This window comes from Massilia sp. DWR3-1-1, assembly GCF_049898325.1.
Taxonomy (GTDB): domain Bacteria; phylum Pseudomonadota; class Gammaproteobacteria; order Burkholderiales; family Burkholderiaceae_D; genus JAFCUW01.
The window spans coordinates 98,652-125,232 of sequence record NZ_JAFCXL010000012.1 but is presented as its reverse complement, the minus strand read 5'-3'; the positions used below and the strand labels follow the sequence as shown (position 1 = coordinate 125,232).

Genomic DNA, 26,581 nt, shown 5'->3' with positions numbered 1-26,581 from the left:
CGCGACCGAGTATGTCAGTTCATCGATGAGAAGTTGAAACAACGTCTTTAAGGCGATTTGTAATTTATGGAACCATGAAACATGGCTAAGATTCATGTGCTCGCATTGGACGCCACGCGGCAAGGCGGCGCTGGAGTCTACACGGCGCGCCTTCTAACAGAGTTAACGCGGCGGGGACATCACGTCACCCTAATTTGCCACGAAGCAACACCAGATATCAAACAGATTGCCCGCGTTCACGAAATTGCGCGGCCAAGCTCAGCTCTTGGTTTTGGCATGTGGCGACTGGCAAGCATTTTTCAGCTGCGCCATTACCGCACCGTCATTCGAGCGCTTCGACTCGATACCGCCGACCTCGTCATCGCCAGCGCCCAACCACTTGCGTGGGCGTATTCTCGTCGCTTCCCGCGAACGTCGATGGTGTATTTGCCACATTCGCTCGTCGCCCCGGTGGAATTGGCCAGTTACCCGTACGCCAGCAAACTGCAGCGATATGCGGCAATCGGCATCTATGATTTTCTAGAACGCGACTGCCTGCGAATGTCAGGCGTTACCATTCGCTTCACACAAGCGGCGGCGCAGGCATTTTCCTCGCGTTATGGCGCCCGCCTGAGTGCACGGATCAAGGTCATCCCAATGCCGATCGATGCGCCAGATGGCCCAACGACCGCGCACATTTCGCCCTTGCGCCTATTAAATGTGGGGCGCCTTATTCCCAGTAAAAACGTGGGATTTATCATCGATTTACTGGCGCGCAGGGCTGAGCTCGCATGGCATCTGGACATCGTCGGTAGCGGCCCCGAGCTTGGCGCACTCCAAGCGGCGGCGGCGGCGGCGGCGCTGCATGACCGCATTACGTTTCATGGGCATCTCGACGATGTGGCCGACATCTACCGAAATGCCGACGTCTTCCTTTTCCCATCCCTTCTGGAGAACTCGCCTGTAGTGCTTCTCGAAGCGATGAGCAATGGATTGACCACCTTGTCTTTTTATCCCGATGGCGTACGCTATCAAGGCGCTAATAACGAGATGGTCGAGCATGCCGTTACCGGACTGCTGGCGCGCGACGAGCAGCAATTTGAGACCTTGCTTGTCAGTTTATTACACGGTGACTATGATCTCACGGCGCTCGGCACAGCGGCCAAAGATGCCGTCCTAAGCCGCAACAGTTGGCCGGAGCATGTCGCTCAAATCGAAACAATGATTTCGCCATTGGGCGAAAAGGAGTCCGCTTGAAAATCAGCTGGATCGTCCCCGTCTTCAACCCGGGTGTATTTCTCGACGAGGCGGTAATGTCTATCCTGTCGAACTCCGTTGCAAATGTGGAAGCGGAGATTTTGCTCGTCGATGACTGTTCCACCGAATCCCTTACTTTGGATCTGTTGCGGAAATGGTCAATCCACCCTGATGTGAAAGTCATTCGGCAGCCGCAGAACGGTGGGCCAGCGCGCGCGCGCAACGCCGGAATGCGCGCCGCAACCGGTGATTGGCTAGCGTATCTTGACGCCGATGATATTCTGGCGGCTGGATCAATCGCTTTGCGCGCCAAGGCAATTCTTAATGTGCCTACCATTGCGTGGATCGCAGGTGACATGGTTGAAATTCGCGAGCCAGGCAAAACGTCCTACCTGAATAGTTTTCCGTTTGCCACGCGCGATGGGGTCGAAATCATGCCGCACGTCTTCCTCGTTGAACAGCCCACTGTTCGATTGGCAGGATGGCCAATGCTACCGTTTATGGGCTCGATGATGTTCCGCCGCTCGCTGCTGGAAAAAACCGGATTTTTCGAGGAAAAACTGATATATGGAGAAGACATTTATTTCTGCCTGATTTTATCGCTGTTTGCCAATCTGTACTGGATCGACCAGCCTTCGCTGCAGTTACGCCGCTATCACGAGTCGATGACAAAAAATCTCGTGCGCGGCGCCCGCGAAGCGCCGCAAGCGTCCCTAGCATGCCTGCGAGATCCACGCCTCCAAAGTATTCGTCGAGAAATGCGGTGGCACTACGCTGCCAACCTGCGACAGTCATCGGGTGTCTTCGCTCACCACGGTCTGCATCTTGAATCGATGAAAGCTGCATTGAAGGCCATTCTCGTCTCGCCAAACGATCCGCGCGGTTTTCGATCGCTCTTGGCGAGTTTCAGTACAAAGCGCAAGACCTCAAGTTGATCCTGAGTGTTTCATTTGGAATGCAGATATGACAAACCCTCACCCTCCTGTGCCGCGCCGTGACATGTTATGCGTGGTGCTAAGCTACAACGGCTACGAAGACACTGTCGCTTGTCTTGATAGTTTGAGAGCCCAGCATGTTACGGGATTCGATCTTCTTGTCATTGACAATGCCTCTAAGCAAGGAATTGCTCCGGCGTTGGCCTCGGCCTATCCCGATGTGGAACTAATCGCTTTAGCGGAAAACAAAGGATGGGCGGGCGGAAATAACGTCGGTATCAGATTGGGCCTGGAACGGGGCTACCGTTGGATCTGCCTGCTGAACAACGATACCGTCTTCCCGGAGGGCCAAGCACAAGCGTGGATAAGCGCCGCACTCGATTGTGCGCCCTGCTTATTACATCCAGCGATCTACTACTGGGACGAGCCGAAGGTGGCACAGTTGCACCCCGCGCTAGATGGCCGTCAGTCAAGCTACACGCCATTGCAGGATGGCACAGGACGCCAGCATATGAACTTTGCCTACGGTGCATGTCTGGCAGTGCACCGCGACATTTTCGAAAAGATCGGGTTATTTGATGAACGGTTTTTTCTGCAACTGGAAGAAACCGATTTCCACTTACGCGCAGAAAATAAAGGCTTCCGCGCCATCTGCGATGATTCTATAATCATATTTCACAAGGAATCACGTGCGTTCGGAGGCACCCGTGCCGCGATCAAGACGTACTATTCCACTCGCAATACCCTCCTGCTGATCGAGAAGAACTATCACGGTATTGGCGGTTGGCTGCAAGCGCTCAAACGCCTTTACTGGTCTTTATCGCATCTGGCTGCAGCCACAGAATGTCAGCCACAAGTAAGAAATACACAATTTCTGCTATGGGTATGCTCTCGCGCCCCAAGCGCCCGCGCAGCACGACACGGTGTCTTTCACTACCTGACACGTCGCTTTGGAAAAGTATCGGATGTTTTTCGCACTGCGTTAGCGACCTCTGAAAAATCGTATCGCAAATAGCCTCATCGATAGCTGTGCAGTGGTGCCACAGCGTGCTTGATCAATCCAATTGAAATTTTTCAGATGAACAACAATATTAGTTTCGTGATTCCCGTCTTCAACTCAGGTCCGTTCCTGCATGACGCATTGCAATCGATCCTTGAGCAAATTCCGGATGGCATTGAAATCGAAATAGTAATTGTGGATGATATGTCAACGGATCTTACCACCATCAAAATATTGGAATGTGTAGCAAGCTGGGATCATGTGCTGGTGATACGGTCGTCACAGAACGGTGGCCCCGCAAAGGCACGCAACGCCGGCATCCGTGCCGCTAGCGGCCGGTGGATCGGATTCCTCGATGCCGATGACTTATTAGCGCCAGGAACGATCAAAAATCGTATCGAAATGATGGCAGCTCACCCCGAAAGCCGATGGCTAGCCGGCGACATCCTGGAGATTCGGGCGCCCGGCAAAATGGTACATGAGGCACATTTTGACACCATCAAGACGCAAGGGACGCTGATTGCGCCGAATACCTATGTTATGCGGCGGCCGGTGAACCATATGCTGGACTGGGACGTCTTACCGGTTCTGGGAGCAATGATAATCCGGCGCGACGTATTTGATGAAATCGGCTTGCTTGGCGAAAATCTCATCTATGGCGAGGATATTCATTTTTGTCTGCTTCTGGCCAACTGCTACGACCTGTACTGGTTCGATCAACCGGGCCTTTATCTTCGGCGCTACCATGAATCGATGACAAAGGATACATTTCGAGGTTCATGCGCAATGCCTGATGCATCTAGGTTGTTATTGCGCGATCAAACCCTAAGACCGTATCGAAAAAAACTCAAATGGATGCATGCAGCAAACCTCCGCCTACGCTCCAGCGCACACAGGCAACGCGGAAACAGGAAGCTAGCATTGTGGTCGGCCCTGGAAGCGCTTTGGTGGACACCGAATGACATGCGCAACGTTAAAGCCATTTTCAGCAGTTTCACAGCTTGAACTATGATGGTGAATCGCCATTTGAAATGGTACCGAGCACTCATTAGAGCGAACGGTACCTTGAGTCAGAAACAGTTAGCGTGGAATTATGTTGAACTGTGGCTGGTTTTCATACACCGGTTTCACGGTTCGGCTCATGAACAGCGACCAGACCTGCTTGCCTGAATCCCCGCCCACATCCACCGCGTAAGCCAGCGCTGGCTGCATATTCGATGGATACCCGCCTGGCGAGTCAGAAAATCCAGTCATTTCGCCAACTTTCAAATTCAAAGCTGCCGCCATACTTGTGCTGTTGCAAGCAAGCGCATTGAACTCGGGCGTATGGGTTGCTGCGTAGACCTGTGCCATCGTGGCGTAGACCGGCGACGTTTTCGTGGGACGAATTGCCATCTGATAAGCTGCGCCATCGATCCAGCAACTACCAGGGGCGGTCATGCGCAAAATAGGAAAATTGATTTTCCACTGCAAAATTGGCTTCGCCTTTGTAAAGCCCAGTTCGAGCACATGACCCACAGCAGACGTAAAGAAGTCATCTTGCCATGGGGCGATCCCAAGGTCGTACAGGTAGGAATAAGCGTAGCCATTCGTCAGCGCCCCTAGCATATTCGATGTTGCAGGGGTATTCACGTAAGTGGTGTTATACCAGTCAAGATTATTATTGACAATGGTCGTCAAGTGCGCCTTCATCGTATCAGCATCAGGAACAATGTAAGCTGCCTCGGCTGCCGTGCGCATGCTCCATGCCTGTGCACGAACCTGATTGTCAAAGTACAGCCCTTTACTAAACTGCCGGTAGTTCGGATTTGACTCGAACGTATTATAGGTTGTCCAGAACAACAGCTCTTCAAGATAGTAGTAATCACCAGTTACCAGGTACGGTAGATACGCGAAATTTGGTTGATGAGATGTGTCCTGCGCATTCGGTGTATCGCAGAGTCCCTCAGCCGCACAGCCTGGAAATGACTCCCATTTTCCAGTGTTTGGATTCAGCGTATCGGTGCTGCGCCCCGCAATCGTCATATAGGGGTAGTCAGCAACGGTAACCGGGCGGCCAGTGATTTTGTCCCGGTAATGAATTGACCAACTGCCGGCAAGATCAGCGGTCCCCAAAGTGACGCCTTTGGCGCGGCTATCCATGCTGAGCAGGTACATCGTGGACCAGCTTGGGAGAATCCCGATGTCCGGACGTCCGCCCGTGGTTGGCATGTACGGCATGGCAAAGCCGACGCCCATCGGCTCGACCGAAGTGCCCGTCCAGCGCGCCTTCAGCTCAGTCAGACCGGCTTCATTGGGTAGTTGGGTCTGATCATAGTTCGGCACCGCCCGGGTCGAGATGAGATAGGCGGTATTGTGCTTGACATTGATTTGGGGCTCGCTGCCGTTCCACCAGAACAGCTTGCGCCAACGACTGTGGTGCAGGTGGGTCAGGGCGGCCTTGCTATACACCGCATTGCCGTTGGTACTAGCGACAACATCGTAGGTAAAGTTCTGAACATTGGGCTCGAATGCCCATGCATTTTCGATCGTCATGTCCACGCGCGCCTTCTTGATACCGTCATACCAGCGGATCGCATAGTGCGCAGTCAGATGCGGGTGCACCGCACCACTGCTTGTGTGCAGCGGCGCCGAAACTTGCCATTCGTTGGCGATTGCGCCCTTGAGCCACACACCGGGCGTGGTGCTCTTGAGAAGGTCTTCGGCATTGACATAGTAGTCCACACCGCCAATCTTGGTATGCACGGAGAAATTAAAGCCGGCCGCTAACAATGTACTCAAGGTTGGGGCCGTTGTAGCAGTGGGGGTGGCCTGCTTGATCAGTGTCACCGTACGCTGGGCTCCTTGCGCAAGATTCGCGACCACGCCAGAGAGAATCGCGTGGCGAACGGAACCATCGGCGTGGGTTGCTTTGACATCCATTTGCAGAGCGAGGGCGCTGCCATCGTCAAGCTTCCCGACTATGCCATTCGTCGACAAGACCTGGCCAGCGACAAAGACTTGGCCAAAGGTAAAGGGAACATTTGTCTGGGCAATGCCAGTATTTTCAATACGCACATCAGTTACCGGGGTTCCCGTGACCGATACAGGCACGGTGGCCACCGGCGTCGTCGTCACGGTAACCGGTATTGTTGAGACGGGTGTGACGCTCACCGGTGCCCGGCTAACGGTGATGGCGGCGAGTGTGACCGCGCTCTCTGAAGTGGCACTGCCGGCGCTCCCGCCGCCGCCGCAGCCCGCAACGATCACTGCTGCGGAGACTGCGGCCAGTATGTTTTTACCAGCGGCTAAATGCGCGGCATTGGTATTCAGGCTAGGTATCAATGTTGTCAGTTTCATGATCGTGAAGGGATTGGTGGTTGGAAATAATAATTTTCCCGAGGAACTTAACTTTACCCGCATCAACACTTCCCGTGTTCTGCTTATTCTCAAAAAGGCTGAAATTCTTCGGAAAAACCACATATAACTCGCAATTTGTTATCCAATAAACATCATGATTTATCAAATCAGCAAAAGAGTTGGCGAATATAAAATTTCGGCGATTGCCTAACTTGCATTAAAACTAGCTCAATACTATAAAAAGCCGAAAATTTAATGCAGGGATTTGAAAAAGCAGAGGCGAGACGGGTGCTGAATTCCAGCCGTAAGAAATGCTACCTATTCTCTTTGCTCTAGTTATTTTAATTTGCAATTAAAGAATAATTATAATTATAATAAATAAATATAAAACAAGGTTGATGTAATGTTTTTTTATAAAAATAATTGATTTTGAAAGAATTGCTGATTTGTAGGCTAACTGGACGACCCACTGCTAGCGCAAGACTTGGAAGTCAACGCAAGCGAAAGGTTGAACGCAGAGGGATCTCAAGTGGCGCGCAAGTTTTTTAATCGATGCCGCAAAGCGTCCGCGTGGCGCAAAATGGTCCAACGATAATAATTCAAGTGATACATTGACCTAAACTCATCGCTCCAGCGTGTGTGCCACTCCATGACGCGTCCGTAAAATTCGATGCGCTCGATCCGTCCATCGTTGAACAGCATCCGGCAAGCCTCTTCACGCATCAATAGCGCTGGGGAATATTGACTCGGAACACTTTCGTCATAGGCGGTTTTCAATACGACCACGCAATTTCTCTCCTCTATACACAAATCCATCGCAACGATATTCTCATTAAAATAGTAGCAATACACGCTTCCATTTCCCCCTGCGCAAAATGTTTCGAGCATCTCTAGATAAAACCGACCTTGTTCGCTCTGAAAATCTACCGCAGTGCCGACGCGACCTTTCCAGCCGGTACTTTCTAAACGTCCGAATTCAGCAATGGCATGTGCCATTTGATGTGGCGAGCGCCATATCTCCAGTCGACTTGCAATACCCGCGACTTCCAGCCGGTTTCTCTGCTTTTTCATATTGCTACGCAGATTCTTCCCACGTTCGCTCCACCATGTATCGAAGTCGGTTGCGATGGTGATGCGTGCGGTGCTGATATAGTCTCCGTGACCCTCGCACCGCTTGTCACCGTCGCGAGGCAACAACAACGGATCGCACTGCGTCAACCCAACCAGCATGGCGCCACCGGGTAGCGCACGGATCAGGCTTCGGAGAAGCGCCGGGCGACTCGCGACTGGTAGTTGCACCCACAAGCCGATCGGCGCTTGCGCCGGTTGAAAAGTGCTCCAGCGGGCGTAGCCGGCGGGCGTCAGTACGGTGACGGCCAGCAACATGTTTTCGTCTTTGCATATCCCCAACAATTCGGTGTTACTGCCGAACGTGGACAGCAAGGCCGCGACAAAGGCGGCAGCAAGTGGCGGCGCCGCCGGTCCCAACGAAAGCAAGGCGTCCCATTCGGTGGCATACGAAAGAAAATCGCTCGCTGGCACAAAAGTCCACTTCATGGTCGTATCGCTTTAAGCAGTTGCGCGCACATCCAATTGAGCTCTTGTTCGTTAAGCTCTTGGTGGCAGGGGAAGGCCAGAACGTGGCGCGACAGGTGACGACTATTCACGCAACGCTCTATATCCATCGCCGGCCACAAAGTTTCGGCAAAACGCACCACCGGCACCCCCATCGCGCGAACGCGCGCGAACACCGCGTCGGCATCGTCGACAAGCAATGGAAACAACCACGGGCACACACTGTCCGGCAAGGTCGCGAACAAGGGACGGCAGCCGGGCAAGCCGCGCAACGTTTGCTGCAGACATTGGTAATTCCGCCGCCGCAACCCTGTAATCCTGGTCTTACTCAGGCGCGCGAGCAAAAATCGTGCGAATAGCGAAGTGCTCTTGTCGAGCCAGGCGGTGTCAAAACTGGCATCGCTGTCGGACGATCCGGGTGCCAAGGGTGCTGACGTGGCCTGCCCCACCTTGATGCGCTGCCATAGCCAGTCCTTGATACGTAAGGGCAGGACTAGAGGGGCTTTGAGGCCCATCAAGCGTCCATAGCTGAAGCTGCGTTCCAGCGTCGCCAGCACAACCTTGGCCTCGAATCCCTTTCCGCCAGAAACCAGTACGATTGCATCGAGCGACCGGCGCGCAGAGATAAGCACCCCCCCCTCATACATCGGGAAAAATTTCATACTGCTGGCAATCGCATAGTCGCCATAGCTACCCAGCGGTTTTCCCTGGTAGGCGCCGAAAAAAGCATGTGCACAATCCTCAACCAACGCAATCCCCCGTTGATCACAGAAGGCACGCAGCACGGTCAAATTTTGCGGGAAGCCGAAATAATGGGTTGTCACAAGCACCCGAACGCGCGCGTCGCACTGTGTGGTGAGATCCTCCATATCCGCGTTCGCTCCCGCATCGACGCGGTAAAAGCGCGGCTCTGCTTTCAACCATAACACTGGTGGGACCATCGACAGACTATGGTAGGCCGGCAGCAGCACCACGTCCCCCTCGCCAACCCCCAATTCACGCAGGGCCAGGCCGAGGGCAATCCGGCCGCTGGTGACCAGTCGCACATGAGGCACGTCGAGCACACACGGCATCGGACTCTGCGTTATCTGGCGAAAAGAGTCCAAGGACAGCACCGGTGCCAAGGGCACATCGGGATGCAACGGGATCGAGGAAGGAGTGACTGGTTCTTTGTGTGTCATGAATCGCTTAGCAGTAGCGGGATTGAACATTAAGACGTGGTGGGAGTGGAATGGTAACATTGCGGTTTGGATTTCCACAGAGCAGCAGAGCCTTATCAGTTACGCTGCCCTGAAGTCGCGATCTTTACTCTTCGACTGCCACCCGCCAGATGAACTATCTGATTCACGATTTTATTTTTACCACTACCCGGCGCTCGCCGGGAGCGTCCGCGCTGGCCCACGGTCCGGATAGTCTCGATTATGAGGCGCTCGCGGCCATCGTGCGGCGCGCCGCCCAGGTGTTTCTCCATTCAGGACTGCAAGGTGGCGAAAGAGTCGCAGTCTACCTGGAAAAACGTGTCGAAGCCGTGGCAGCCATGTTTGGCACGTCGCTCGCTGGCGGTGTGTTCGTGCCGGTCAATCCACTACTCAAGCCAGATCAAGTGGCGCATATTCTGGACGACTGCAGCGTAAAGATCTTGCTCACATCTGCTGAGCGACTTGTCCAATTGGCGCCACAACTGGCTCGCTGTCCAGAACTACGCTTGGTCCTGGTAACGGGCATCCCCGATCAAGATGTCGCCCAACTGACGGTTCCATTGCTGGGCTGGGAACCGAGCATGTCCTCAACCGGTTCCGCCCTGCCATCGCACCGCCGTATCGATACGGACGTTGCGGCAATTCTGTACACCTCCGGCAGTACTGGCAAGCCCAAAGGAGTGGTGTTGTCGCATCGGAACATGGTGGCAGGCGCGCGCAGCGTCGCCAGTTATCTGGAATTGGTTGAAGCTGATCGCATTTTGGCCGTGCTGCCGCTCAGCTTTGATTACGGTTTGAGCCAACTCACCTGCGCTTTTCTGGTCGGCGCCAACGTAATTCTGCTCAATCATCTGTTCGCCCGCGACATTGTCGACGCGGTCATCGCTCACAACATTACGGGACTGGCGGCGGTACCTCCATTATGGAACCAGCTTGCACGCTTGCCTTGGCCTGGAAATTGCACGCTACGTTACCTCACTAATTCAGGCGGTGCGATGCCCGCCACGACGCTCGCAGCGCTACGCCGCGCCTTGCCGCAGACACAAGTTTTCTTGATGTATGGCTTGACGGAAGCGTTTCGCTCGACTTTTTTGCCTCCCGCCGAGATCGACAACCGTCCAGGCTCAATAGGCCGCGCGATACCGAATGTCGATGTGATGGTGCTACGCCGCGACGGGACGCCGTGCGATACGGATGAGCCAGGTGAATTGGTGCATCGGGGCGCACTGGTCGCGCTCGGATACTGGAACGACCCACTCAAAACGGCAGAGCGATTCCGTCCAGTGCTCAATAACGATGCCGCCTTGCCGCTGGTGGAAATGGCCGTATGGTCGGGCGATACGGTACGACGTGACGCCGACGGATATCTCTATTTTATCGGCCGCGACGATGACATCATCAAAGTATCGGGCTACCGTGTCAGTCCAACAGAACTGGAAGAAGTGGTCCTTGAACTGGACGACCTGGACGAGGTGATCGCATTCGGCGTGCCACATCCTGAACTGGGCCAGGCAATTGTCTTGCTGGCAACCGCCGCCACTGGCGGAGTCGCGGATGCTGCTGCCGTACGCAAGCTGTGTCAACGGCGCCTGCCCTCCTACATGGTGCCGTCCCACGTCGGAATGCGTATTGAGCCCTTTCCTCGCAATCCCAATGGCAAAATCGACCGCAAAAATGTCGCCCTTCCCTTTATGAACATGTTCACGGCCACCATCGATGAATAACGAAAAGCCCGTCCACGCGCCGTTAAGCCAATTTGAAGTTGTCGGTGGAGAAGTACTCATCGGCGGTCTGCAACTTGGCCGCCTGGCCCGGCGTGTCGGTAGCACACCGTTCTACGCGTATGACCGTGCCAAACTAATTGAGCGGGTGCATCACGTGCGAAGCCTGCTCCCACAAACGGTGCGACTGCATTATTCGATCAAAGCCAACCCAATGCCTGCATTGGTGCAACAGATGGCGGTGTTGGTTGACGGACTTGACGTCGCTTCCGCTGGCGAACTGCGAACAGCGCTTGACACCGGTATAGATCCGGCAACCATCAGCTTTGCCGGGCCAGGCAAGACTGACGCAGAACTGTCCCAAGCGATCGCCGCAGGGGTGATGATTAATGTCGAGTCCAGCAAGGAGATCGACCGGGCAGCGCGCATTGGCGATGCGCTTGGGATCGCTCCGCAAATAGTTATGCGGGTCAATCCAGACTTTGAATTAAAGAACTCGGGCATGCGCATGAGCGGCGGTGCCAAGCCGTTTGGGATCGATGCAGAAATGGTGCCGATGTGCGCACGCCAAATAGATTCGCTTGGCATCACATTGCAGGGGCTCCATATTTTTAGTGGTTCGCAGAGTCTGAAAGCGATGGCCATCGCCGAGTCACACACACAGGCATTTGAGTTGGCGAGGCGCCTGGCAGACGCCACGCGTCAAGTGATTCCCGGCCTGTATCTTGGCGCCGGTTTTGGCATCCCGTATTTTGCCGGGGAACAGCGGCTCGATTTGTCCCCGATCTGTGAGAACTTACAAAAATTGACCGACAGCCTCGATCAACAACTGCCGGCAACCCGGGTTTCGTTAGAGTCAGGCCGCTACCTTGTCGGCGAAGCAGGGCTGTACGTTGCCCGCGTCATTGACCGCAAAGAATCGCGAGGCGTCATATTTTTGGTCACCGACGGTGGATTGCATCACCACCTGGCAGCATCCGGAAATTTTGGCCAAGTGATACGCAAAAACTACCCTGTTGCGGTAGGCAGTCGCATGGCCGACAAAGAACATGAAACTGTAACCATTGTGGGGCCTTTGTGTACTCCGCTTGATATACTCGCCGATAAAGTAGAACTGCCGCGTGCCGACGTTGGCGATCTTATCGTCATTTTCCAATCAGGCGCCTATGGCTTTTCTGCCAGCCCCGTTGCTTTTCTGGGCCATCCACCACCACTCGAGGTGCTCGTCTGATTATATCTTGACGGGGTGCCAACGCCACCTCCTGCGGCATTTCCATCACACCCGTGCCACATACATGCTGTCGTCACGTCAACGGCAAGTGGTGGCCTGGGGCGCACGTGATTATTTCAGACTCAGCTAGAAATGCAATGATTCATTAAATGCAACAAAATGTAGCTCACATGGCGAAGAGACCCCGTATATAATGTTCCGTGTTAATTCGAGTAAATATCAAAACATTTATTTTTCTGCCATCCCGTCAATGCTATCTAGATTAGTTGTCAAAAACTAAATTTTGTGTGACCAAAATCGGCACATATCGCTGCAACGGTGGCCACGGCTCCTCCGTATTCATCACGCTAAGTGTTTTCGGAATGGTTCCCATTTTCACCTTTTCATCGCGAGCCGACGGCTCTACCTCTTTATTATTTATCGACAATTATTATGGTAGATCTCCGTCGTTCGCTGGTAATTAATTTCATTTCTTCTTCAGGAACGACATTACTACAGTTCATTGTCAGCATTATGCTTGCGCGCATTCTGACGCCGCGCGAGATTGGCGTTTATTCCATGACCGTGGTCTTCATCAATTTTGCCCACGTATTTCGCGATTTCGGCGTTTCCGCCTATATTCAGCGTGAAAAAGACCTGACCACCGATAAGCTTCGGTCAGCTATTGGCGTTCTTTATTTTAGTTCGTGGCTAATTGCATCCATACTCTTGTACGCGAGCTCGTCGATTGGCCTGTGGTTCAATGAACCGGCGATCATACCGGTCATGCGAGTACTGGCAATTGGATTTTTCTTCATTCCATTTGGCGCTGTCACACATGCCTTGCTGGCACGCAATTTCGAGGCCAAAAAAGAAGCCTTCCCAAACGCGGTCGGTACAATTTTCTTTTGTATAAGCTGCATTGTACTTGCCAAGACCGGATTTGGCAGCATGTCGCTCGCTTACGCCAACCTTATTAATATTATAACCTGTTCTTTGGCTTATATTCCTATGCGACCTAAGGGATTGCCGTGGATACCGTCATTCAAACACTGGCGTAGTGTCGCACATTTTGGCGCCGGATCACTATTATCGAGTTGTGCGAGCACTCTGCATGGCGCAATTCCCGACATTGTATTGGGAAAAATCGGCTCTGCCAGGCAAGTCGGCTTGCTCAGTAGGGCGAACTCGACGGTGACTATTTTCAGCTATATCGCCGGCTCTACCGTGAGTTATGGCGCAGTATCTTACATGGCGCAAATGTACCATCGCGGCGAGTCGCTGGTTCCCACGTTGTCTCGTGCAACCGTACTGCTGACGGGCGTGGGATGGTCCGCGCTAGCACTTTCCGCAGTCCTCGGAGGGGATATCGTGCTGGCATTGTACGGCCCGACCTGGCTTGAGTGCGTGCCGGCCATCTTACCCTTGTCAATTGCGGGCTCAATCAGCATGTTGTTTCACTTCGCTCCGATCGCAGTCACCTCAATCGGACGGCCGTATTTGAGCGCGATGCCAACAATCATTTCGACCGTCGCGCGCATTCTTTTCTGTATCGTGATGTACGACGGCACGCTCAACCGGTTTGCCTGGGCGCTGTGCCTTGCAACGTTGATTACGGCGCCGGTCATCAGCATCCAGCAGGCCCGATATTTTGGCTATTCAAGCGCTGCAATGCTGCGTGACATGATCCCAAGTATGATCGTGGCGCTGGGAACAGCGTTGGCAGCATGGGTCTTGTCCACCTTATTACCTGTCCATTTGGCGTCGCTCGCACGGCTGTTGATCATGGCCTTGCCTCTGGCTGCAGTTTGGTACGTTCTGCTGAGGATAACCCGTCATATCCTGGTCGGTGAAATTGACCGTCTGGTAGCGCCGATCAAGGCCAAGCTGCCGTTCATCGGCCCTAACGTATAATTTATCGCATAATTATTTTTAAACATCACAAAGTCGGCTATGTACATCAATGAAATAAAGGAAATTCTCATCAATTGTCTGGGATTGGGGTCAACAGGCCAATTATTGAGAGAAAATTCGCGCCTGCTGGGTTCTATACCCGAACTCGATTCAATGGCAGTGATCGGACTGGTCGGCGAACTGGAAGACCATTTTGGTATTGTCATTGCGGATGACGATATCAGTGCAAGTACCTTTGAAACCCTCGCCAGCCTCAATGCATTTATTGAACTAAAAAAACTCGAATAGCAGATCCCGCATGACGCGCCTTGAAACATTCTTTCTTAACAGCAATCCGGGTCAGCGTTTTTGCTTGTTTCACGCCCCCGTTGGCCCGTGTCGCGGTGCGATTCTTTATGTGCATCCGTTTGCTGAAGAAATGAACCGCTCGCGCCGGATGGTGGGACTGCAAGCGCGTCAAATGGCGGCGATGGGTTACGGCGTTCTGTTGCTAGATCTGTTCGGATGTGGTGACAGCAGCGGTGACTTCGGCGACGCCGACTGGCAAATCTGGAAGCGGGATATCGCGCGGGGAGAGGCGTGGCTGCGCGAGCGCCTCGACCAGCCGATCACGCTCTGGGGCCTGCGGCTTGGCGGCTTGCTTGCACTCGACTACGCGAGAAACGCCTCCTCCGACATTGGCGGGATTGTCTTGTGGCAACCGGTTTCGAATGGCGCAGCGTACCTGACCCAATTTTTGCGTTTGCGACTGGCCAATGCTTTGTTTGGCGGGAATGAAGCCAGGCTTGAGAGCACCGATCTTCTGCGTCAATCCTTACTGTCAGGAGAAACCATTGAAGTAGTCGGCTACGATCTGGCGCCGGGTCTGGCAGCGGCCATCGACGCGGTGCCACCGCTTGAGGCGATGGCACCTGCTTGTCCTGTGAGTTGGTTCGAGGCAGGTGTTGGTCCGCAGCTGTCCACCAACACGAACAGACTGAGCAGCCTGTGGCAACATCGTGGTGTCGATCTGCGTGTATACGCGGTACGCTGCCCGCCATTTTGGAGCGCAACTGAAATCGTGGCCTGCGATGAATGGCTGGACGCTACCTCGGCAATATTTCGCGAAAGCTCTGATGGAATTTGAAGAAACCAGCCTGATTTTTCCTTGCCATAAAGAGTCGCTGGTGGGGATTCTCACCCGCCCCCATTTCACCTCGGACCGGGGTGTCGTGATTGTTGTGGGCGGGCCGCAATACCGCGCGGGCAGCCACCGCCAGTTCACCCTGCTGGCGCGCGCGTTGGCGGCAAATGGCATCGCTGTGATGCGATTCGACTACCGCGGGATGGGCGATAGCGACGGCGATATGCGCATATTTGACGCGGTGGGCGATGACTTGTCCGCAGCAATCGATACCTTTTTTGAGAACGTGGAAGAGATTCGAGAAGTGGTGCTATGGGGGCTGTGCGATGCTGCCTCAGCTATTTCCATGTATGCCCCCAGCGACAAGCGCGTAACTGGCATTATTCTAGCCAATCCTTGGGTGAGGACCTCGGACGGACTGGCCCGCTCGACACTCAAACATTATTACGGCGGCCGTCTGCTGCACATGCATTTCTGGCGCAAACTGTTCCGCTTTGAAGTCAATTTAAAGCAGTCCATCTATTCGCTGGCCCAGTCGGCACGCCTTGCACTGCGCCCCCGATTACCGGCAGGGTCGGTGAGTTTGCCCGATGCCATGTGCTCAGGACTGACCAAATTCAAGGGCGCGATATTGATCATTCTGAGCGGCGCTGACATGACTGCTCACGAATTCCGCGATCTGACCAGCCAGGCACCCGAATGGCGACGCCTTCTCGGTACTCGACGGGTGACACAGCGGACTCTGGAAAAGGCGGACCACACTTTTTCGCGACGAGTCTGGCGAGACCAGGTCGCCGATTGGTCCAGTAGTTGGGTACGTAATGGTTGATGCGGGAACTGCGCAGGGGTACCTGAACTCACAGCTTTCTTATCCGTGCAGTGGTGCCTATCGCTGCTGGCGGGTGCTCGATCAGGCTGCGATTAGCTTTATTTTTCCGTTCAGTAAACGCAGCAATAATAAAAATCCCGGCCACAGTCGCACTGCATACGCAGGAACTGAATGAATGTGCACGGCGTCCATATAAGTACGGTGAGGGGCATACACAAGGGTGGAAATTCCACCTATTTTGACCTGTCGACAGGCCTAGAGGTGCTACCTTCTAGCGGCTGACTGATATGACATCGGCTCTCGAGCCAGTGTCGGATCGCCCTATGCTTTCGTTCAGTAAATGAGCCAACAACGATAATTCCGCACACCAACAATACTACATACGCGACAGAACCATGAACGCCTAGTCCATTCCAAAGAAGCACGGTAAGCGGCATATGCATCAGATAGCTCGACAGAGTGAAGGATGCCAGTTTCCGAACTGACTTCTGGGTACGAATCAGTCCACTAAAATAACTGCCCATCGACGCTGCTGCAACGAAGTTTACTGCCACGATAGATCCCAGTATGTAGTCGCCGAGAAACTGGTCCGAGCCATGCAGGCTGCCCATAAACGCCGGCGCCGCATGCTGCAGGAGGGACCGAATCAGGACCGACCAATCAAACCAGTAAAAGGCAAATGCGAATAATGCTGTCAGTATGAACAAGCGCAGGGCTGTGTCTTGACCGAGTCTGATGCGGTAGCGGTAGGCCGCCACGCCAAGCAACCAAACGGGCAGCAGCAGCGCGATTTTTAGGCCAGCAAAAACGATTGATAGCAGCACCACTGCAAGGCGCCAGCGCGCTGGGGAGAATACCCAGGCACCGAAAATTACGTAGTACCACACCTCGTACGACAGCGACCAGTATGGCGGATTGAACGGCGGCAGGATGCGCCCAAACCACGATGACTCGCCCAGAAAAAGCATATTCATCCAGGTTGCACGCCAGAATTCGCTTGCGGGAAAAGGGATCTGTCCGGCCAGCGGGATCTGAAACGTGCCAGAGAGCGGCGCGATACAGACCGCCAGCAGCAGTGCTGGAATGGTGACAGACAGGATGCGCACGGCGCGGTACAAGGCATAGCGCCCGGCCGTTTGCCCTGGCCGGTCGGTAGCGAAGGCGATCACATAACCGGAGATGACAAAAAACACGATCACTGCGGCGTGGCCCGGCCAGGGCAGCGGAAAGTCTGGAAAAATCAGGCGCCAGACATGGCTGAGCACCACCGCGACGGCGGCGAGAAAACGCAGCAAGTCGAGGTAGACAGACATGCCATTGTCGATGGCATTTTTCATCGTGGCCGAACTGGTAGTCGCATCACGCTATATGACTCCAAATTTCCTTCAACGAATCGTCGCATTACAGTGTCGCACCTAGCGCTTGAGCGCCAGGGTCGGGCCGCAGGCGGCGAAATCCTCGGACGCCCCGTAGGCGGTTAGCAACGGCCGCACCATGCCGCACAGGTCGGGCGGTGCGGGCACAACACCGCCGGCGCGGCGCGGCGCCACGCCGGCGCCGTCCTTCCACGCGAAATCGAATGCGGCGGGCGTTCGGAACAAGGCGCGCACCGGATGGTAGCCGAAATAAGCGTAAACGGGCGGGGTGCTACGGTTGTCGTTTTCGCGCACCACCCCGCCGTCGCGGCTGCGGATTGGACCGTCGACCAGGTTGCCATCGACAGTAGCACTGGTTTCCGGGAAGCGCACGTCGATGCCGCTGGTATCGACCAAAGTGTTATGGGCAATGATGCTGCCGGCGGCGCTGTTGATATAAATACCCACATCCGAGCAGGACGCGATCAGGTTGGCGCGGATGACGCCCCGGTCCTGCTCGGTGACGCAGCGACGGTCGCGGCACAGCTCCTTGTCGGTGCCGCCGCCGCCCAGAGAGAGGCCGACCCGCTGGCCTGGGAGGCCGCGCAAGTGGTGTTCGCACAGCACAATGTTCTGCTCGAACACATTGTCGGTCCCGGCGCCTTTGAAAAAGCCGCCGTAACTGATGCGGTCGCCTTCAGCCTTGATGAAGTCGCTGATGACATTGCTACGCACGACCCAACCGCTGGCCGTGACGAGGTCGATTGGCGTGACAGGATTGGCAGTGCGGCGCGGGCGGCTGTTCGACAGGGTGTTGCCCTCGATCAGGCCGTTATCGGGAAAAATACGGTTCTCGGCATTGATTTTAAAATGGGCGTTGAAGTCGAGGATCGTGTTGCCGAGCGCGACAAAATGATGCGCCGCGCCGACCACATGAAAGGCGTGCTCGCACTCGGAATCCTGCGAACAGACGCCGCGCAGCGACAGGTTTTCGAAGCGCCAGAACGGCGCGCTGATCTTGAAACCTTCAACGGCGCCTGTCTCGATCAGTACGCTGCCAGCGTCAATGGCGCGCACCGTCACCGGACGGCCGTCCTGGCCCGGACGCGACACGTTGATCTTGTTGGTGAAGCGGTAGGTGCCCGGCAGCAGGGTGATGGTGTCGCCCGGCTCGGCGCGCGCGATGGCGGCCAGCACCTCTTCGCTGGTGGCGACCAGCACGGCGGCGCCGGCTGCAGCAGGCACCGCCGATTGCGCAAGCGGCGGCATCGGCAAGCCGGGCATTCCCGATAGTTCGGGCGGTGCGGGCGCGCCGCGGTCTTGCGCCATCAGCCATGCGCCGGCCCAACGTCCGCCGGCCTCGATCACGGGATTGTGACCCTGGCTGCGCCGCTCGATATAAGGCGCCAGCACGCGCGGCATGACGCCTTCGGCGTCCAGCGCGATCAGGGCGGAGCCCAGCGATAAAAGGAGCAGCAGCGCGGCGCTGGCCAGGACGATCATCGGTCGTTTTATGCGCATGGGTACTCCGTCAGGAAAATTGGCAACGCAATAAGCCGAGCCACTCGTAGAGGGCATAGTAGGAGCGGCGCAAATTTTCAGCCGTCGGCATCAGCTCGAGAGGATCGAACGGGCGCAACGTGGCGTAGAAGGTCGGCCCGGGAATGACCTCGAGGCCCTGGCGCTCAAACGCAATGCGCGAGCGCCGCATGTGCATCGCGTTGGTCACCACGATCACGCGCGTGATGCCGTCGCGCTTGAGGATGGCCGCTGACAGGCTGGCGTTTTCCGCCGTATTGATCGAGCGCGCTTCGATCCAGCGCACCGGCACGCCGAACGCGCTCTGGTACATGCGCGCCATGCCCAGCGCCAGCGCCTCGTCGTCAGCGTCATCGCTGATGATGCCGCCGGTCACCAGCAAGGGCAAGCCGGTGATGCGCGCCAGGTGCGCGCCGTAAGTCATCCGTTCGATCGCAACGAAATCGGGCACGCTGCGGTTGCCGTATTCGGGACTATGCTTGAGGCGTCCGGCGCTGAGCACCACGATGGCCTGCGCGCCCGATGCTGCCTGGCTGGCCTCAAGCGGCGGCTCGAGCAATTCGAGCGGCCGCGCCAGCAGCCAGGAACCGGCCCCGGTGCACAGCAGATACAGCAGCGCGAGCGCGCCACCACGCAGCCATTTGCCCAGCAGCGCACGGCGCCGCCTGACCAGGACGCCGGCCACAAACATCAGCATCGGGCCGCCCGGAGGCAGCAGCAGGCCCTTGCACAGGGTCAGCAGCCATACACTCACTTAGTGCCTATCTCAGTAGAGTGGAATCGCTGCTGCCGCGCCTGGCAAGCGGGGGCGGCGTTGCTCGTCGTTGCATGGCTAGCCATGCCGCCTCCTCGCGCCTTGCCCGCGCTTGCCAGTCATCGCCATCCGCTTCCTCCCCTCTACTGAGATAGGCACTTAGTTGGCCGCCTTGATGCTGTGCCGTCCCATCAAGTCATACATGGTGGGCCGGCTGATCCCCAGCATTTCCGAGGCCTTGACGATATTGCCGTCGGCGCGCGCCAGCGCTTTGACGATGGCCTTGTACTCCGCCTCGTCGCGCACCTGGCGCAAGTTCAGGGGCGATTCCTCGGCCCCCGTGTCGGGCAGCCCCAGGTCTTCGGCGACGATGGTGCTGCCGTCGGCCATGATGACGGCCCGCTTGATGTAATTTTCCATTTCGCGCACATTGCCTGGCCAGGCGTAGGCTTCGATGGCGGACAAGGCGTCGGGCGCGAAGTGCAGCGCGGCGCGCGATTCCTGGGCACAAAATTTATTCTTGAAATGGTGGGCCAGCAGGGCGGCATCGCCTTCGCGGTCGCGCATCGGCGGAATATTGACGACGATCTCGCACAATCGGTAGTACAAGTCTTCCCGAAAGCGTCCCTGGGCGCACAGTTCTTTCAACTTTTGGTGGGTCGCGCACACGATGCGCACGTCGACCGCGATTTCTTCATGCCCGCCGATGCGTTCGATGACGCGCTCCTGCAGAAACCGCAGCAGCTTGGCCTGCAAGGGCATCGGCAAATCGCCCACCTCGTCGAGGAAGAAAGTGCCGCCGTTCGCCAGTTCGACTTTGCCCTTGGTCTGCTTGGCCGCGCCCGTGAACGCCCCCTTTTCGTAGCCGAACAGCTCGCTCTCGAGCAGATTTTCCGGGATCGCCGCGCAATTGATCGCCATGAAGCGCTCTTTTGCGCGCGGTGACAGCGCGTGCACGGCGCGCGCCAGCACTTCCTTGCCGGTGCCCGATTCGCCCAGCAGCATGACGGACGCCGACGTCGGCGCCACCTTCTCGATCGTGCGGCAGACCTTGAGCATGCCCGGATCGCGCGAAATCACCCCGGCCAGCGGCGAATCGGCCTGCGACTGCTGCATGCGGCGGTTTTCTTGCTGCAAATTGTGCAGGTAGAAAGCCCGCTCAATGACCAGGTTGAGCACTTCCGAATCGACGGGCTTTTGATGAAAGTCGTAGGCCCCCATCCCGATGGCCTTGACGGCATTGCTGTGGTCCTGGTTGCCCGTCAAGACGATCACGCGGGTGTCGGGCGCCAGCGCCAGGATTTGCTGCAAGGTGGCCAGGCCCTCGGTCGAGCCATCCGGATCAGGCGGCAAACCCAGGTCCATGGTGCACACAGCCGGCTCGTGGCGACGGATTTGCGCCAGCGCCGCTTCGCGGTCGCCGGCGACGGCGACGTCATAGGCATCGAGGCTCCAGCGCAACTGCTTCTGCAGGCCCGGGTCGTCTTCGATGATCAGCAGCTTCGGTTTGGATTGGGTCATGGTGTTCCTCTGGTCAGGAAGTCGCGATGGCGATGGGCGCGTGGTACGGTTGCAGGACAATCTTGAACGTGGTGCCGGCGCCAGGCCGGCTGCTGACCTGCAACAGGCCGCCCAGTTCGGTAATGTATTCACGGCTTTCGAACACGCCGATGCCCATGCCGGCGGACTTGGTCGAATCGAAGGGCTTGAACAGGCGTTCGCGGATGAACTCCTCGCTCATGCCTTCGCCCGTATCGGTGATCTCGATTTCGACGGCGCCGGCGACCCCGGTGCTGCAATGGCCCACGCGAATCATCACACTGCCATCGCGCGGGGTCGCTTCGATGGCGTTCTGGATCAGGTGGCCCACCACGCGCTCGAGGCGTTCGCGATCGGCCAGCACCACCAGTCCGGGCACCTCGACGACCAGGTGTGGATGGGGTTCGAACGCATTTTTGAGGGCGACGGCCTGGCGCACCACCTTGTCGAGTGCCAGTGGCGCGGGCTGTTCGGCGTTCTCGCTACGGCTGAGCTTTTGCAGCAGCAGCTTCATTTTCTGCACCGAATGGTTCAAGGTCTCGAGCATGTCCCGTTGAAATTCGGGATTGTCCTTGTGCTTTTCGGCATTGGCGTTCATCAGCGACAGTTGCGCCACCAGGTTTTTCAGGTCATGGACGACAAAGGTCGACATGCGATTGAACGACTCGAACTGGCGTGCCACCATCAGCGCATTGGCCGCGTCTTCCTGGGCCAGATGGGCGGCGGCCTGGTTGCCGGCGATTTCCAGCACATCGAAAATTTCCCAGTTCAGCTTGAGGGGACTGCGCGCGTGTTGCAGCACCACAAAGCCGGACAGCTTTTCATGCAGCATCAATGGCACCACCATCCACCGGCGCGGATAGTCGAGCAGCCAGTCCGGCACCGCCAGGCCCTCGTACTTGTCGGGGCTCTCGACGTACTCGTCGAGGTCGATGACCCACTGGGTTTTTTCCAGGAATTGGCAAAACGGCGAGTTGCTTGGCTCGCTCACTTCGCCCGCCGGCGCCTGCCAGTGCGAATGGGGCGCGAAGCGGTTCGCATCGCCGCGCTGCCACAAGGCGCCGCCCGGGCTTTCGACCAGTCCGGCCAGGGCCTGGATGGCGCGGGCGCCCAGGCCCGGCCCCCGTTCGGACAGAATGCGGGTAAATCGCATCCATTCCTCGCGGTAGTCGTAGTTATAGCGATAAAAGTGCTTGCTGATCGATACCTTCAGCCACGACCGCGCGGTGCCCGAAAACAGGATCACCACCAGCAGGCAAACGGCGCCGAACAGGAAGCCCGTCTGGATCACCGTCCCCCAGCGCCCGCCGACGAAGCGCAGGTAGTAGCCGACCAGGCTCATTGCCAGCAGATAGATCGCTGAACCGAACAGCGCCGCCGAATGGAACACCACCCTGCGCGACACGGAAAACGAGGTGGTCCAGGACTTGTGCCGGGCCATCGACATGGCCACCAGCGGTACCGTCAGCAGGTTGACCACGCCACGCGCGGTCCAGACATCGGGGTTGGGCTCGCGAAACAGCATGGTGTTGCTGTACATATAGAAATCATAGGCGAACATGCCGCCCACGCCCAGGCAGACAAACTTGATGGCCCAGCGTTCCTCGATGGTCTTGTTGCGATAGACCTGCTCCACCAGCAACATACCGAATACGGACAGCCCGACAAACGACGCCAGCACGGGCAAGCTGCCGAGGATGCCAAGCGCGGGCTGGCCCAGTCCGGCCATCCACAGGACCAGCATTGCCAGCAGCGCCAGATAGAAGGCGGCGCCGATCACCAGCGATCGCCGCACGCCCCCTTCGGGACGGCGCCAGTGACCGAGCAGGACCACGAGAAACAGCGCCCAGGCGCCATCGCGCACCACCTCGAGCACACCCGACAAGGGACTCCACAGGATCTGGCGCGACGCCTCCCACGCCACCACGCCGGCCCACAAGGCAGTGGCCACGCAGGCCAGGGGCAGCGTGATTTGCTGACTACGGCCGCGGCCCCCCCTTAGCGCAGGCAGGCAGAGACCGAAAAAGCCGATGGCGGCCAGCAGGTAAGTCAGTGCGGCGATATTAGTCACGGGGATGCGGCGGGAGCGAGCGCCGTTGGGTTACGAAGGCTGCACGCAATCAGCGGCCACTGCGGAACAGCACCACTTTCATGGTGTCGATCAGGATCAGGAGGTCGAGAAACAGGCTGTTGTTCTTGACGTAATACAGATCGTATTGCAGCTTCTGCAGTGCATCCTCGGCCGACGCCCCGTAGCCGTAACGCACCTGGGCCCAACCGGTAATGCCCGGCTTGACGCTGTGGCGGACATTGTAATAGGGGACCACCTCGATCAATTGCTCGACAAAGTATTGACGTTCGGGCCGCGGGCCGACAAACGACATGTCACCCTTGATCACGTTGAGCACTTGCGGCAGTTCATCGATGCGGGTCTTGCGCATAAAATTGCCGACGCGCGTCACGCGCGGGTCGTTTTGCTGGGCCCACTGCGGTTTGCCGCCCTTTTCGGCATCGATACGCATGCTGCGGAATTTATGGACGCGGAAGATGCTGCCGTCAAGGCCGACCCGTTCCTGCGAATAAAACACGGGACCGCGGTCCTCGATCCACACGGCCAGCGCGGCCAGCAGCATCACTGGAAACGTCACAGCCAGGATCAAGGTGCTGCAGACGATATCGAAACTGCGCTTCATATAGGTCCGGGCGAAACTCTGGTCGAAACCACCGCCGAACACCAGCCATGACGGCTGCAGCGAGTCGACGCGGATCTGGTAGGTCTCGCGCTCGAAAAAGGTGGCGGCATCGGTCACTTTCAAGCCTTGAAGTTTGCAATCGAGCAATTCTTTGATGGGGAAACCACCGCGCCGGTTTTGCACCGCGACCACGATTTCCTCGATATTGTTCGAGCGCGCCATCGACAGCAGCGAATCGCCATCGCGCGGCACCATCAGCGCCTTGGCATCGACGCACAGTTCTTCTGTCGTGGTGGCGATAAAGCCGGCGATGTTATAACGATGATAACTGCCACTCTGCTTTGCCAGATCGCTGCATTCCTTCGCCAGCGGCCCGCTGCCCAGGAACAGGATGCGTGTTTCAAGAAAGCGCAGTTCGGATGTCTTGAAGAACACCATGCGGGCGATAAAAATACCCACGCCGGCAATCCCGAATACAAGCACCAGCACTCCGCGCCCGAAATACAGGTCCGGCGCCAGGTAGAACACCAGTGTCAGGATGAGAAAGCCCATGATAAACGACGGCATGAGCTTGAGGAAAAACGGGTCGCGCAAGCCTTCGTTGAAGTCGAGCTGGTACATGCCCATCGCGCTCATGCTGAAGATCACCGACGCAGTAAAGGCGAGCGCCGACGTGAAAAAATGGTCGAGATGCTCGATATTGGGCATCGCTGACGGGTTGCCCACTTCAATAAAGCGGACGGCCGCGCCGACATACGCCGCGCCGAACAGCACCAGTATTTCGACGAACAGCAAGACAAATACGATCTTCGATACATAGTGGTTAGAAATTCTAAACACAGCAGCTCCAGGGCTTCTTTTTCATTATTGGGGAAACGTGGAATTGGTTTTAGCGAAAAAATGCAAAAACATCATTATTAGTCGCGAAAATACTCCTGTAGAGGGCCGCATGCTCCCGTACTGAGTACAAGTGACGCAAACGCACAAGCAAGGTCAGCCCACTAATTACGACATATCCATCATCTTATGAAGCCTACAAGAGGCAACCACGGCGTTCATAATAGCGTACCGCCCCCAGCGACGTGGAGCGATCTGCGCCCGGAGCGTTGCGTAGTTGATGCGATGCCACACTTTGCGGGATAAAGTGATTGCTTGCGCGCTCAACCATACTAGCGAAAATTATGCCCTAGCGTGGCTGAGGCACCATATGGTGCCCGCCCATAACATCACGTCGGGACAGCGAAAACGGTTCAATCACAGAGTGAGCTTGCAACTACCTCAACATTTAATATACCACGGAAACACTCAACAATCGTCATCCAGCCTGAGCGCCAAGACAACAACAACGCCAGACATATTACGTTAACAAAATTGAATTGTTGTGTCTCGGTTGCCGGCACCGAGGTTGCAACGGAGAGACTGGACCGCGCGAATCGACAACTATGATAACGCTTAGGAAACGGGCACCGTTGAGGCGAGCATGCCGTCGTAGCAGCGCAACCGATTGGTATCGATCGGCATTAGAGGGGATAGCTGATGGAATATTGCTGGAAGTGCAACTCGGATGCGATCGCAGCACTCAGTGATGCTGGCAATTGATGGTGCGGCTGGCGGGGATCGAACCCACGACCCTTGGCTTCGGAGGCCAATACTCTATCCACTGAGCTACAGCCGCATTGCATGGAGAGGCGAAGGATACAGGCTTTCAAAGGCTTCGTCCATTGCCAGCGCCTGTAAAGGCCAAAGATTATTCGGCAGCTTGCTTGTGCCGATGGCAAGGCTACACGCAAATTCAGCCAAGAATGGGCGAAAAAGACATTGCCAGCAGCGAGAATTCACACTAAATTTCACAAATCCAGGGCGCACCACATCTCTTTGCCCCGCTGTTAGGACTTGAGCAGTCGCGATCGGTAAGCAAATCCTAGCGCGAAAAGTCCAATGCCGAACAACAGCAAACCGTCGGGCTCTGGCACCGCGGTTTCTGGGATATCGCTGACATAAAATTCGAAAATGACGCTCGATATGTTCAACCCGCCCATATTGGGAACTTCCAAGGAGGCGTCAATAGAAGGCATGCTACCATCCCATGGCGATGCCAGACTGGCGAGGCTTGCCAAATTTTCGGATGCGAATCTTACCACGCCATCACTGTCGAGTAGGGTCAGGCGTGCGTCATACAGCGTCGCAGGTGACTCCAGATCGATCACGTCACCAAACGTTCCAATTCCAAAATAAGCAGTTTCGCCAAACATCGGAAACAAATCACCGTCGGCGCCTATGCTTACGATGATACGGTGATTGAGTCCACCCAACGATGCATCGGATTCGCTAACGCTGAGCAGAATACCGTCACGTGTTGTGTACGCTGTGGCGTCATCAAAAATTGTCTCCGCAGCGAACGCACTTCCACTCCCAGAGCCCTGCAAATAGAAAACGTAGCTTGATCCACTCACCACGATCGCCGAAGCAGAGCTCGAAAAACCCAACGTGGCGACCAGCAAAACCAATCCAGCCAAAATCTTTTTCATAACGGGCTCCAAAGCAAAACTATTAACGGCATCCTCATGCAAAGCAAGTATCGTTCCAATAAAAATAATCCTTACTTATCAATGACTTAGAA

The 26,581-nt window shown here is 56.1% G+C and carries 21 protein-coding genes and 1 tRNA gene; 11 read left to right on the top strand and 11 right to left on the bottom strand.

Annotated features, from left to right (window positions below):
• Nucleotides 1-81 precede the first annotated feature (81 nt).
• From ACP7EY_RS14520 to ACP7EY_RS14505, 4 genes are read left to right on the top strand one after another with little or no spacing between them, the layout of a single operon-like run.
• Nucleotides 82-1,236: a glycosyltransferase family 4 protein gene (locus ACP7EY_RS14520; protein WP_426194729.1), complete on the top strand. Its 1,155-nt coding sequence runs from the start codon at nt 82-84 to the stop codon at nt 1,234-1,236.
• Nucleotides 1,233-2,171, top strand: a complete 939-nt coding sequence (locus tag ACP7EY_RS14515) for a glycosyltransferase family 2 protein (protein ID WP_426194727.1) — start codon at nt 1,233-1,235, stop codon at nt 2,169-2,171. Before ACP7EY_RS14520 ends, ACP7EY_RS14515 begins: the two co-directional genes overlap by 4 nt.
• Nucleotides 2,172-2,199: 28 nt before the next feature.
• Nucleotides 2,200-3,186 carry a glycosyltransferase family 2 protein gene (locus ACP7EY_RS14510; RefSeq protein ID WP_426194725.1) on the top strand — a complete coding sequence of 329 codons (987 nt, stop codon included), beginning with the start codon at nt 2,200-2,202 and terminating at the stop codon, nt 3,184-3,186.
• Between the two features lie 36 nt (nt 3,187-3,222).
• Nucleotides 3,223-4,176 (top strand): glycosyltransferase family 2 protein, encoded by a 954-nt coding sequence (locus ACP7EY_RS14505; protein WP_426194724.1) that lies wholly within the window; start codon nt 3,223-3,225, stop codon nt 4,174-4,176.
• A 75-nt stretch (nt 4,177-4,251) separates the two neighbouring features.
• Here ACP7EY_RS14505 and ACP7EY_RS14500 read toward each other — a convergent pair whose 3' ends face one another.
• Nucleotides 4,252-6,264, bottom strand: a complete 2,013-nt coding sequence (locus tag ACP7EY_RS14500; RefSeq protein ID WP_426194722.1) for a hypothetical protein — start codon at nt 6,262-6,264, stop codon at nt 4,252-4,254.
• Between ACP7EY_RS14500 and ACP7EY_RS14495 the strand changes: the two genes are divergently transcribed.
• Nucleotides 6,248-6,637 carry a hypothetical protein gene (locus ACP7EY_RS14495; protein ID WP_426194720.1) on the top strand — a complete coding sequence of 130 codons (390 nt, stop codon included), beginning with the start codon at nt 6,248-6,250 and terminating at the stop codon, nt 6,635-6,637. The genes ACP7EY_RS14500 and ACP7EY_RS14495 overlap by 17 nt on opposite strands.
• Before the next feature lie 398 nt (nt 6,638-7,035).
• Here ACP7EY_RS14495 and ACP7EY_RS14490 read toward each other — a convergent pair whose 3' ends face one another.
• Both ACP7EY_RS14490 and ACP7EY_RS14485 read right to left on the bottom strand, forming a co-directional pair.
• Complete coding sequence (locus tag ACP7EY_RS14490) at nt 7,036-8,067, bottom strand: GNAT family N-acetyltransferase (protein ID WP_426194718.1); 1,032 nt, start codon at nt 8,065-8,067, stop codon at nt 7,036-7,038.
• Nucleotides 8,064-9,266, bottom strand: a complete 1,203-nt coding sequence (locus ACP7EY_RS14485; protein WP_426194716.1) for a DegT/DnrJ/EryC1/StrS family aminotransferase — start codon at nt 9,264-9,266, stop codon at nt 8,064-8,066. Before ACP7EY_RS14485 ends, ACP7EY_RS14490 begins: the two co-directional genes overlap by 4 nt.
• A 149-nt stretch (nt 9,267-9,415) precedes the next feature.
• Here ACP7EY_RS14485 and ACP7EY_RS14480 point away from each other — a divergent pair, with 149 nt between their 5' ends.
• The 6 genes from ACP7EY_RS14480 (at nt 9,416) to ACP7EY_RS14455 (ending at nt 16,081) form a co-directional block, all read left to right on the top strand.
• Nucleotides 9,416-11,008: an acyl-CoA ligase (AMP-forming), exosortase A system-associated gene (locus tag ACP7EY_RS14480; protein ID WP_426194714.1), complete on the top strand. Its 1,593-nt coding sequence runs from the start codon at nt 9,416-9,418 to the stop codon at nt 11,006-11,008.
• Entirely contained in the window at nt 11,001-12,236 is a 1,236-nt protein-coding gene (locus ACP7EY_RS14475) for a pyridoxal-dependent decarboxylase, exosortase A system-associated (protein ID WP_426194712.1), read from the top strand. Before ACP7EY_RS14480 ends, ACP7EY_RS14475 begins: the two co-directional genes overlap by 8 nt.
• Before the next feature lie 432 nt (nt 12,237-12,668).
• Nucleotides 12,669-14,129, top strand: a complete 1,461-nt coding sequence (locus tag ACP7EY_RS14470) for an oligosaccharide flippase family protein (protein ID WP_426194710.1) — start codon at nt 12,669-12,671, stop codon at nt 14,127-14,129.
• Between the two features lie 39 nt (nt 14,130-14,168).
• Nucleotides 14,169-14,417, top strand: coding sequence for an acyl carrier protein (locus tag ACP7EY_RS14465; RefSeq protein ID WP_426194708.1), 249 nt, complete (start codon nt 14,169-14,171; stop codon nt 14,415-14,417).
• A gap of 10 nt (nt 14,418-14,427) precedes the next feature.
• Nucleotides 14,428-15,255 (top strand): hydrolase 2, exosortase A system-associated, encoded by an 828-nt coding sequence (locus ACP7EY_RS14460; RefSeq protein WP_426194707.1) that lies wholly within the window; start codon nt 14,428-14,430, stop codon nt 15,253-15,255.
• Complete coding sequence (locus tag ACP7EY_RS14455) at nt 15,245-16,081, top strand: hydrolase 1, exosortase A system-associated (RefSeq protein ID WP_426194705.1); 837 nt, start codon at nt 15,245-15,247, stop codon at nt 16,079-16,081. Before ACP7EY_RS14460 ends, ACP7EY_RS14455 begins: the two co-directional genes overlap by 11 nt.
• 233 nt (nt 16,082-16,314) lie before the next feature.
• Here ACP7EY_RS14455 and ACP7EY_RS14450 read toward each other — a convergent pair whose 3' ends face one another.
• The 8 genes from ACP7EY_RS14450 to ACP7EY_RS14415 form a co-directional block, all read right to left on the bottom strand.
• Nucleotides 16,315-17,418, bottom strand: coding sequence for an acyltransferase family protein (locus ACP7EY_RS14450; RefSeq protein WP_426194703.1), 1,104 nt, complete (start codon nt 17,416-17,418; stop codon nt 16,315-16,317).
• Nucleotides 17,419-17,496: 78 nt separating this feature from the next.
• A complete protein-coding gene (locus tag ACP7EY_RS14445; RefSeq protein WP_426194701.1) occupies nt 17,497-18,957 on the bottom strand; it encodes a chondroitinase-B domain-containing protein in 1,461 nt (486 codons plus the stop codon).
• A gap of 10 nt (nt 18,958-18,967) precedes the next feature.
• Entirely contained in the window at nt 18,968-19,729 is a 762-nt protein-coding gene (locus tag ACP7EY_RS14440) for a YdcF family protein (protein WP_426194699.1), read from the bottom strand.
• Nucleotides 19,730-19,888: 159 nt separating this feature from the next.
• Nucleotides 19,889-21,250, bottom strand: a complete 1,362-nt coding sequence (gene prsR, locus ACP7EY_RS14435) for a PEP-CTERM-box response regulator transcription factor (RefSeq protein ID WP_426194697.1) — start codon at nt 21,248-21,250, stop codon at nt 19,889-19,891.
• 13 nt (nt 21,251-21,263) lie between these two features.
• Nucleotides 21,264-23,339, bottom strand: a complete 2,076-nt coding sequence (gene prsK, locus ACP7EY_RS14430) for an XrtA/PEP-CTERM system histidine kinase PrsK (protein ID WP_426194695.1) — start codon at nt 23,337-23,339, stop codon at nt 21,264-21,266.
• 49 nt (nt 23,340-23,388) lie between these two features.
• Nucleotides 23,389-24,801, bottom strand: coding sequence for a TIGR03013 family XrtA/PEP-CTERM system glycosyltransferase (locus tag ACP7EY_RS14425; RefSeq protein ID WP_426194693.1), 1,413 nt, complete (start codon nt 24,799-24,801; stop codon nt 23,389-23,391).
• 759 nt (nt 24,802-25,560) lie between these two features.
• A tRNA-Arg gene (locus ACP7EY_RS14420) sits at nt 25,561-25,636 on the bottom strand.
• A gap of 211 nt (nt 25,637-25,847) precedes the next feature.
• The gene (locus ACP7EY_RS14415) at nt 25,848-26,489 is read right to left on the bottom strand and encodes a PEP-CTERM sorting domain-containing protein (protein WP_426194691.1); all 642 of its coding nucleotides are present in this window, start codon (nt 26,487-26,489) and stop codon (nt 25,848-25,850) included.
• Nucleotides 26,490-26,581 lie beyond the last annotated feature (92 nt).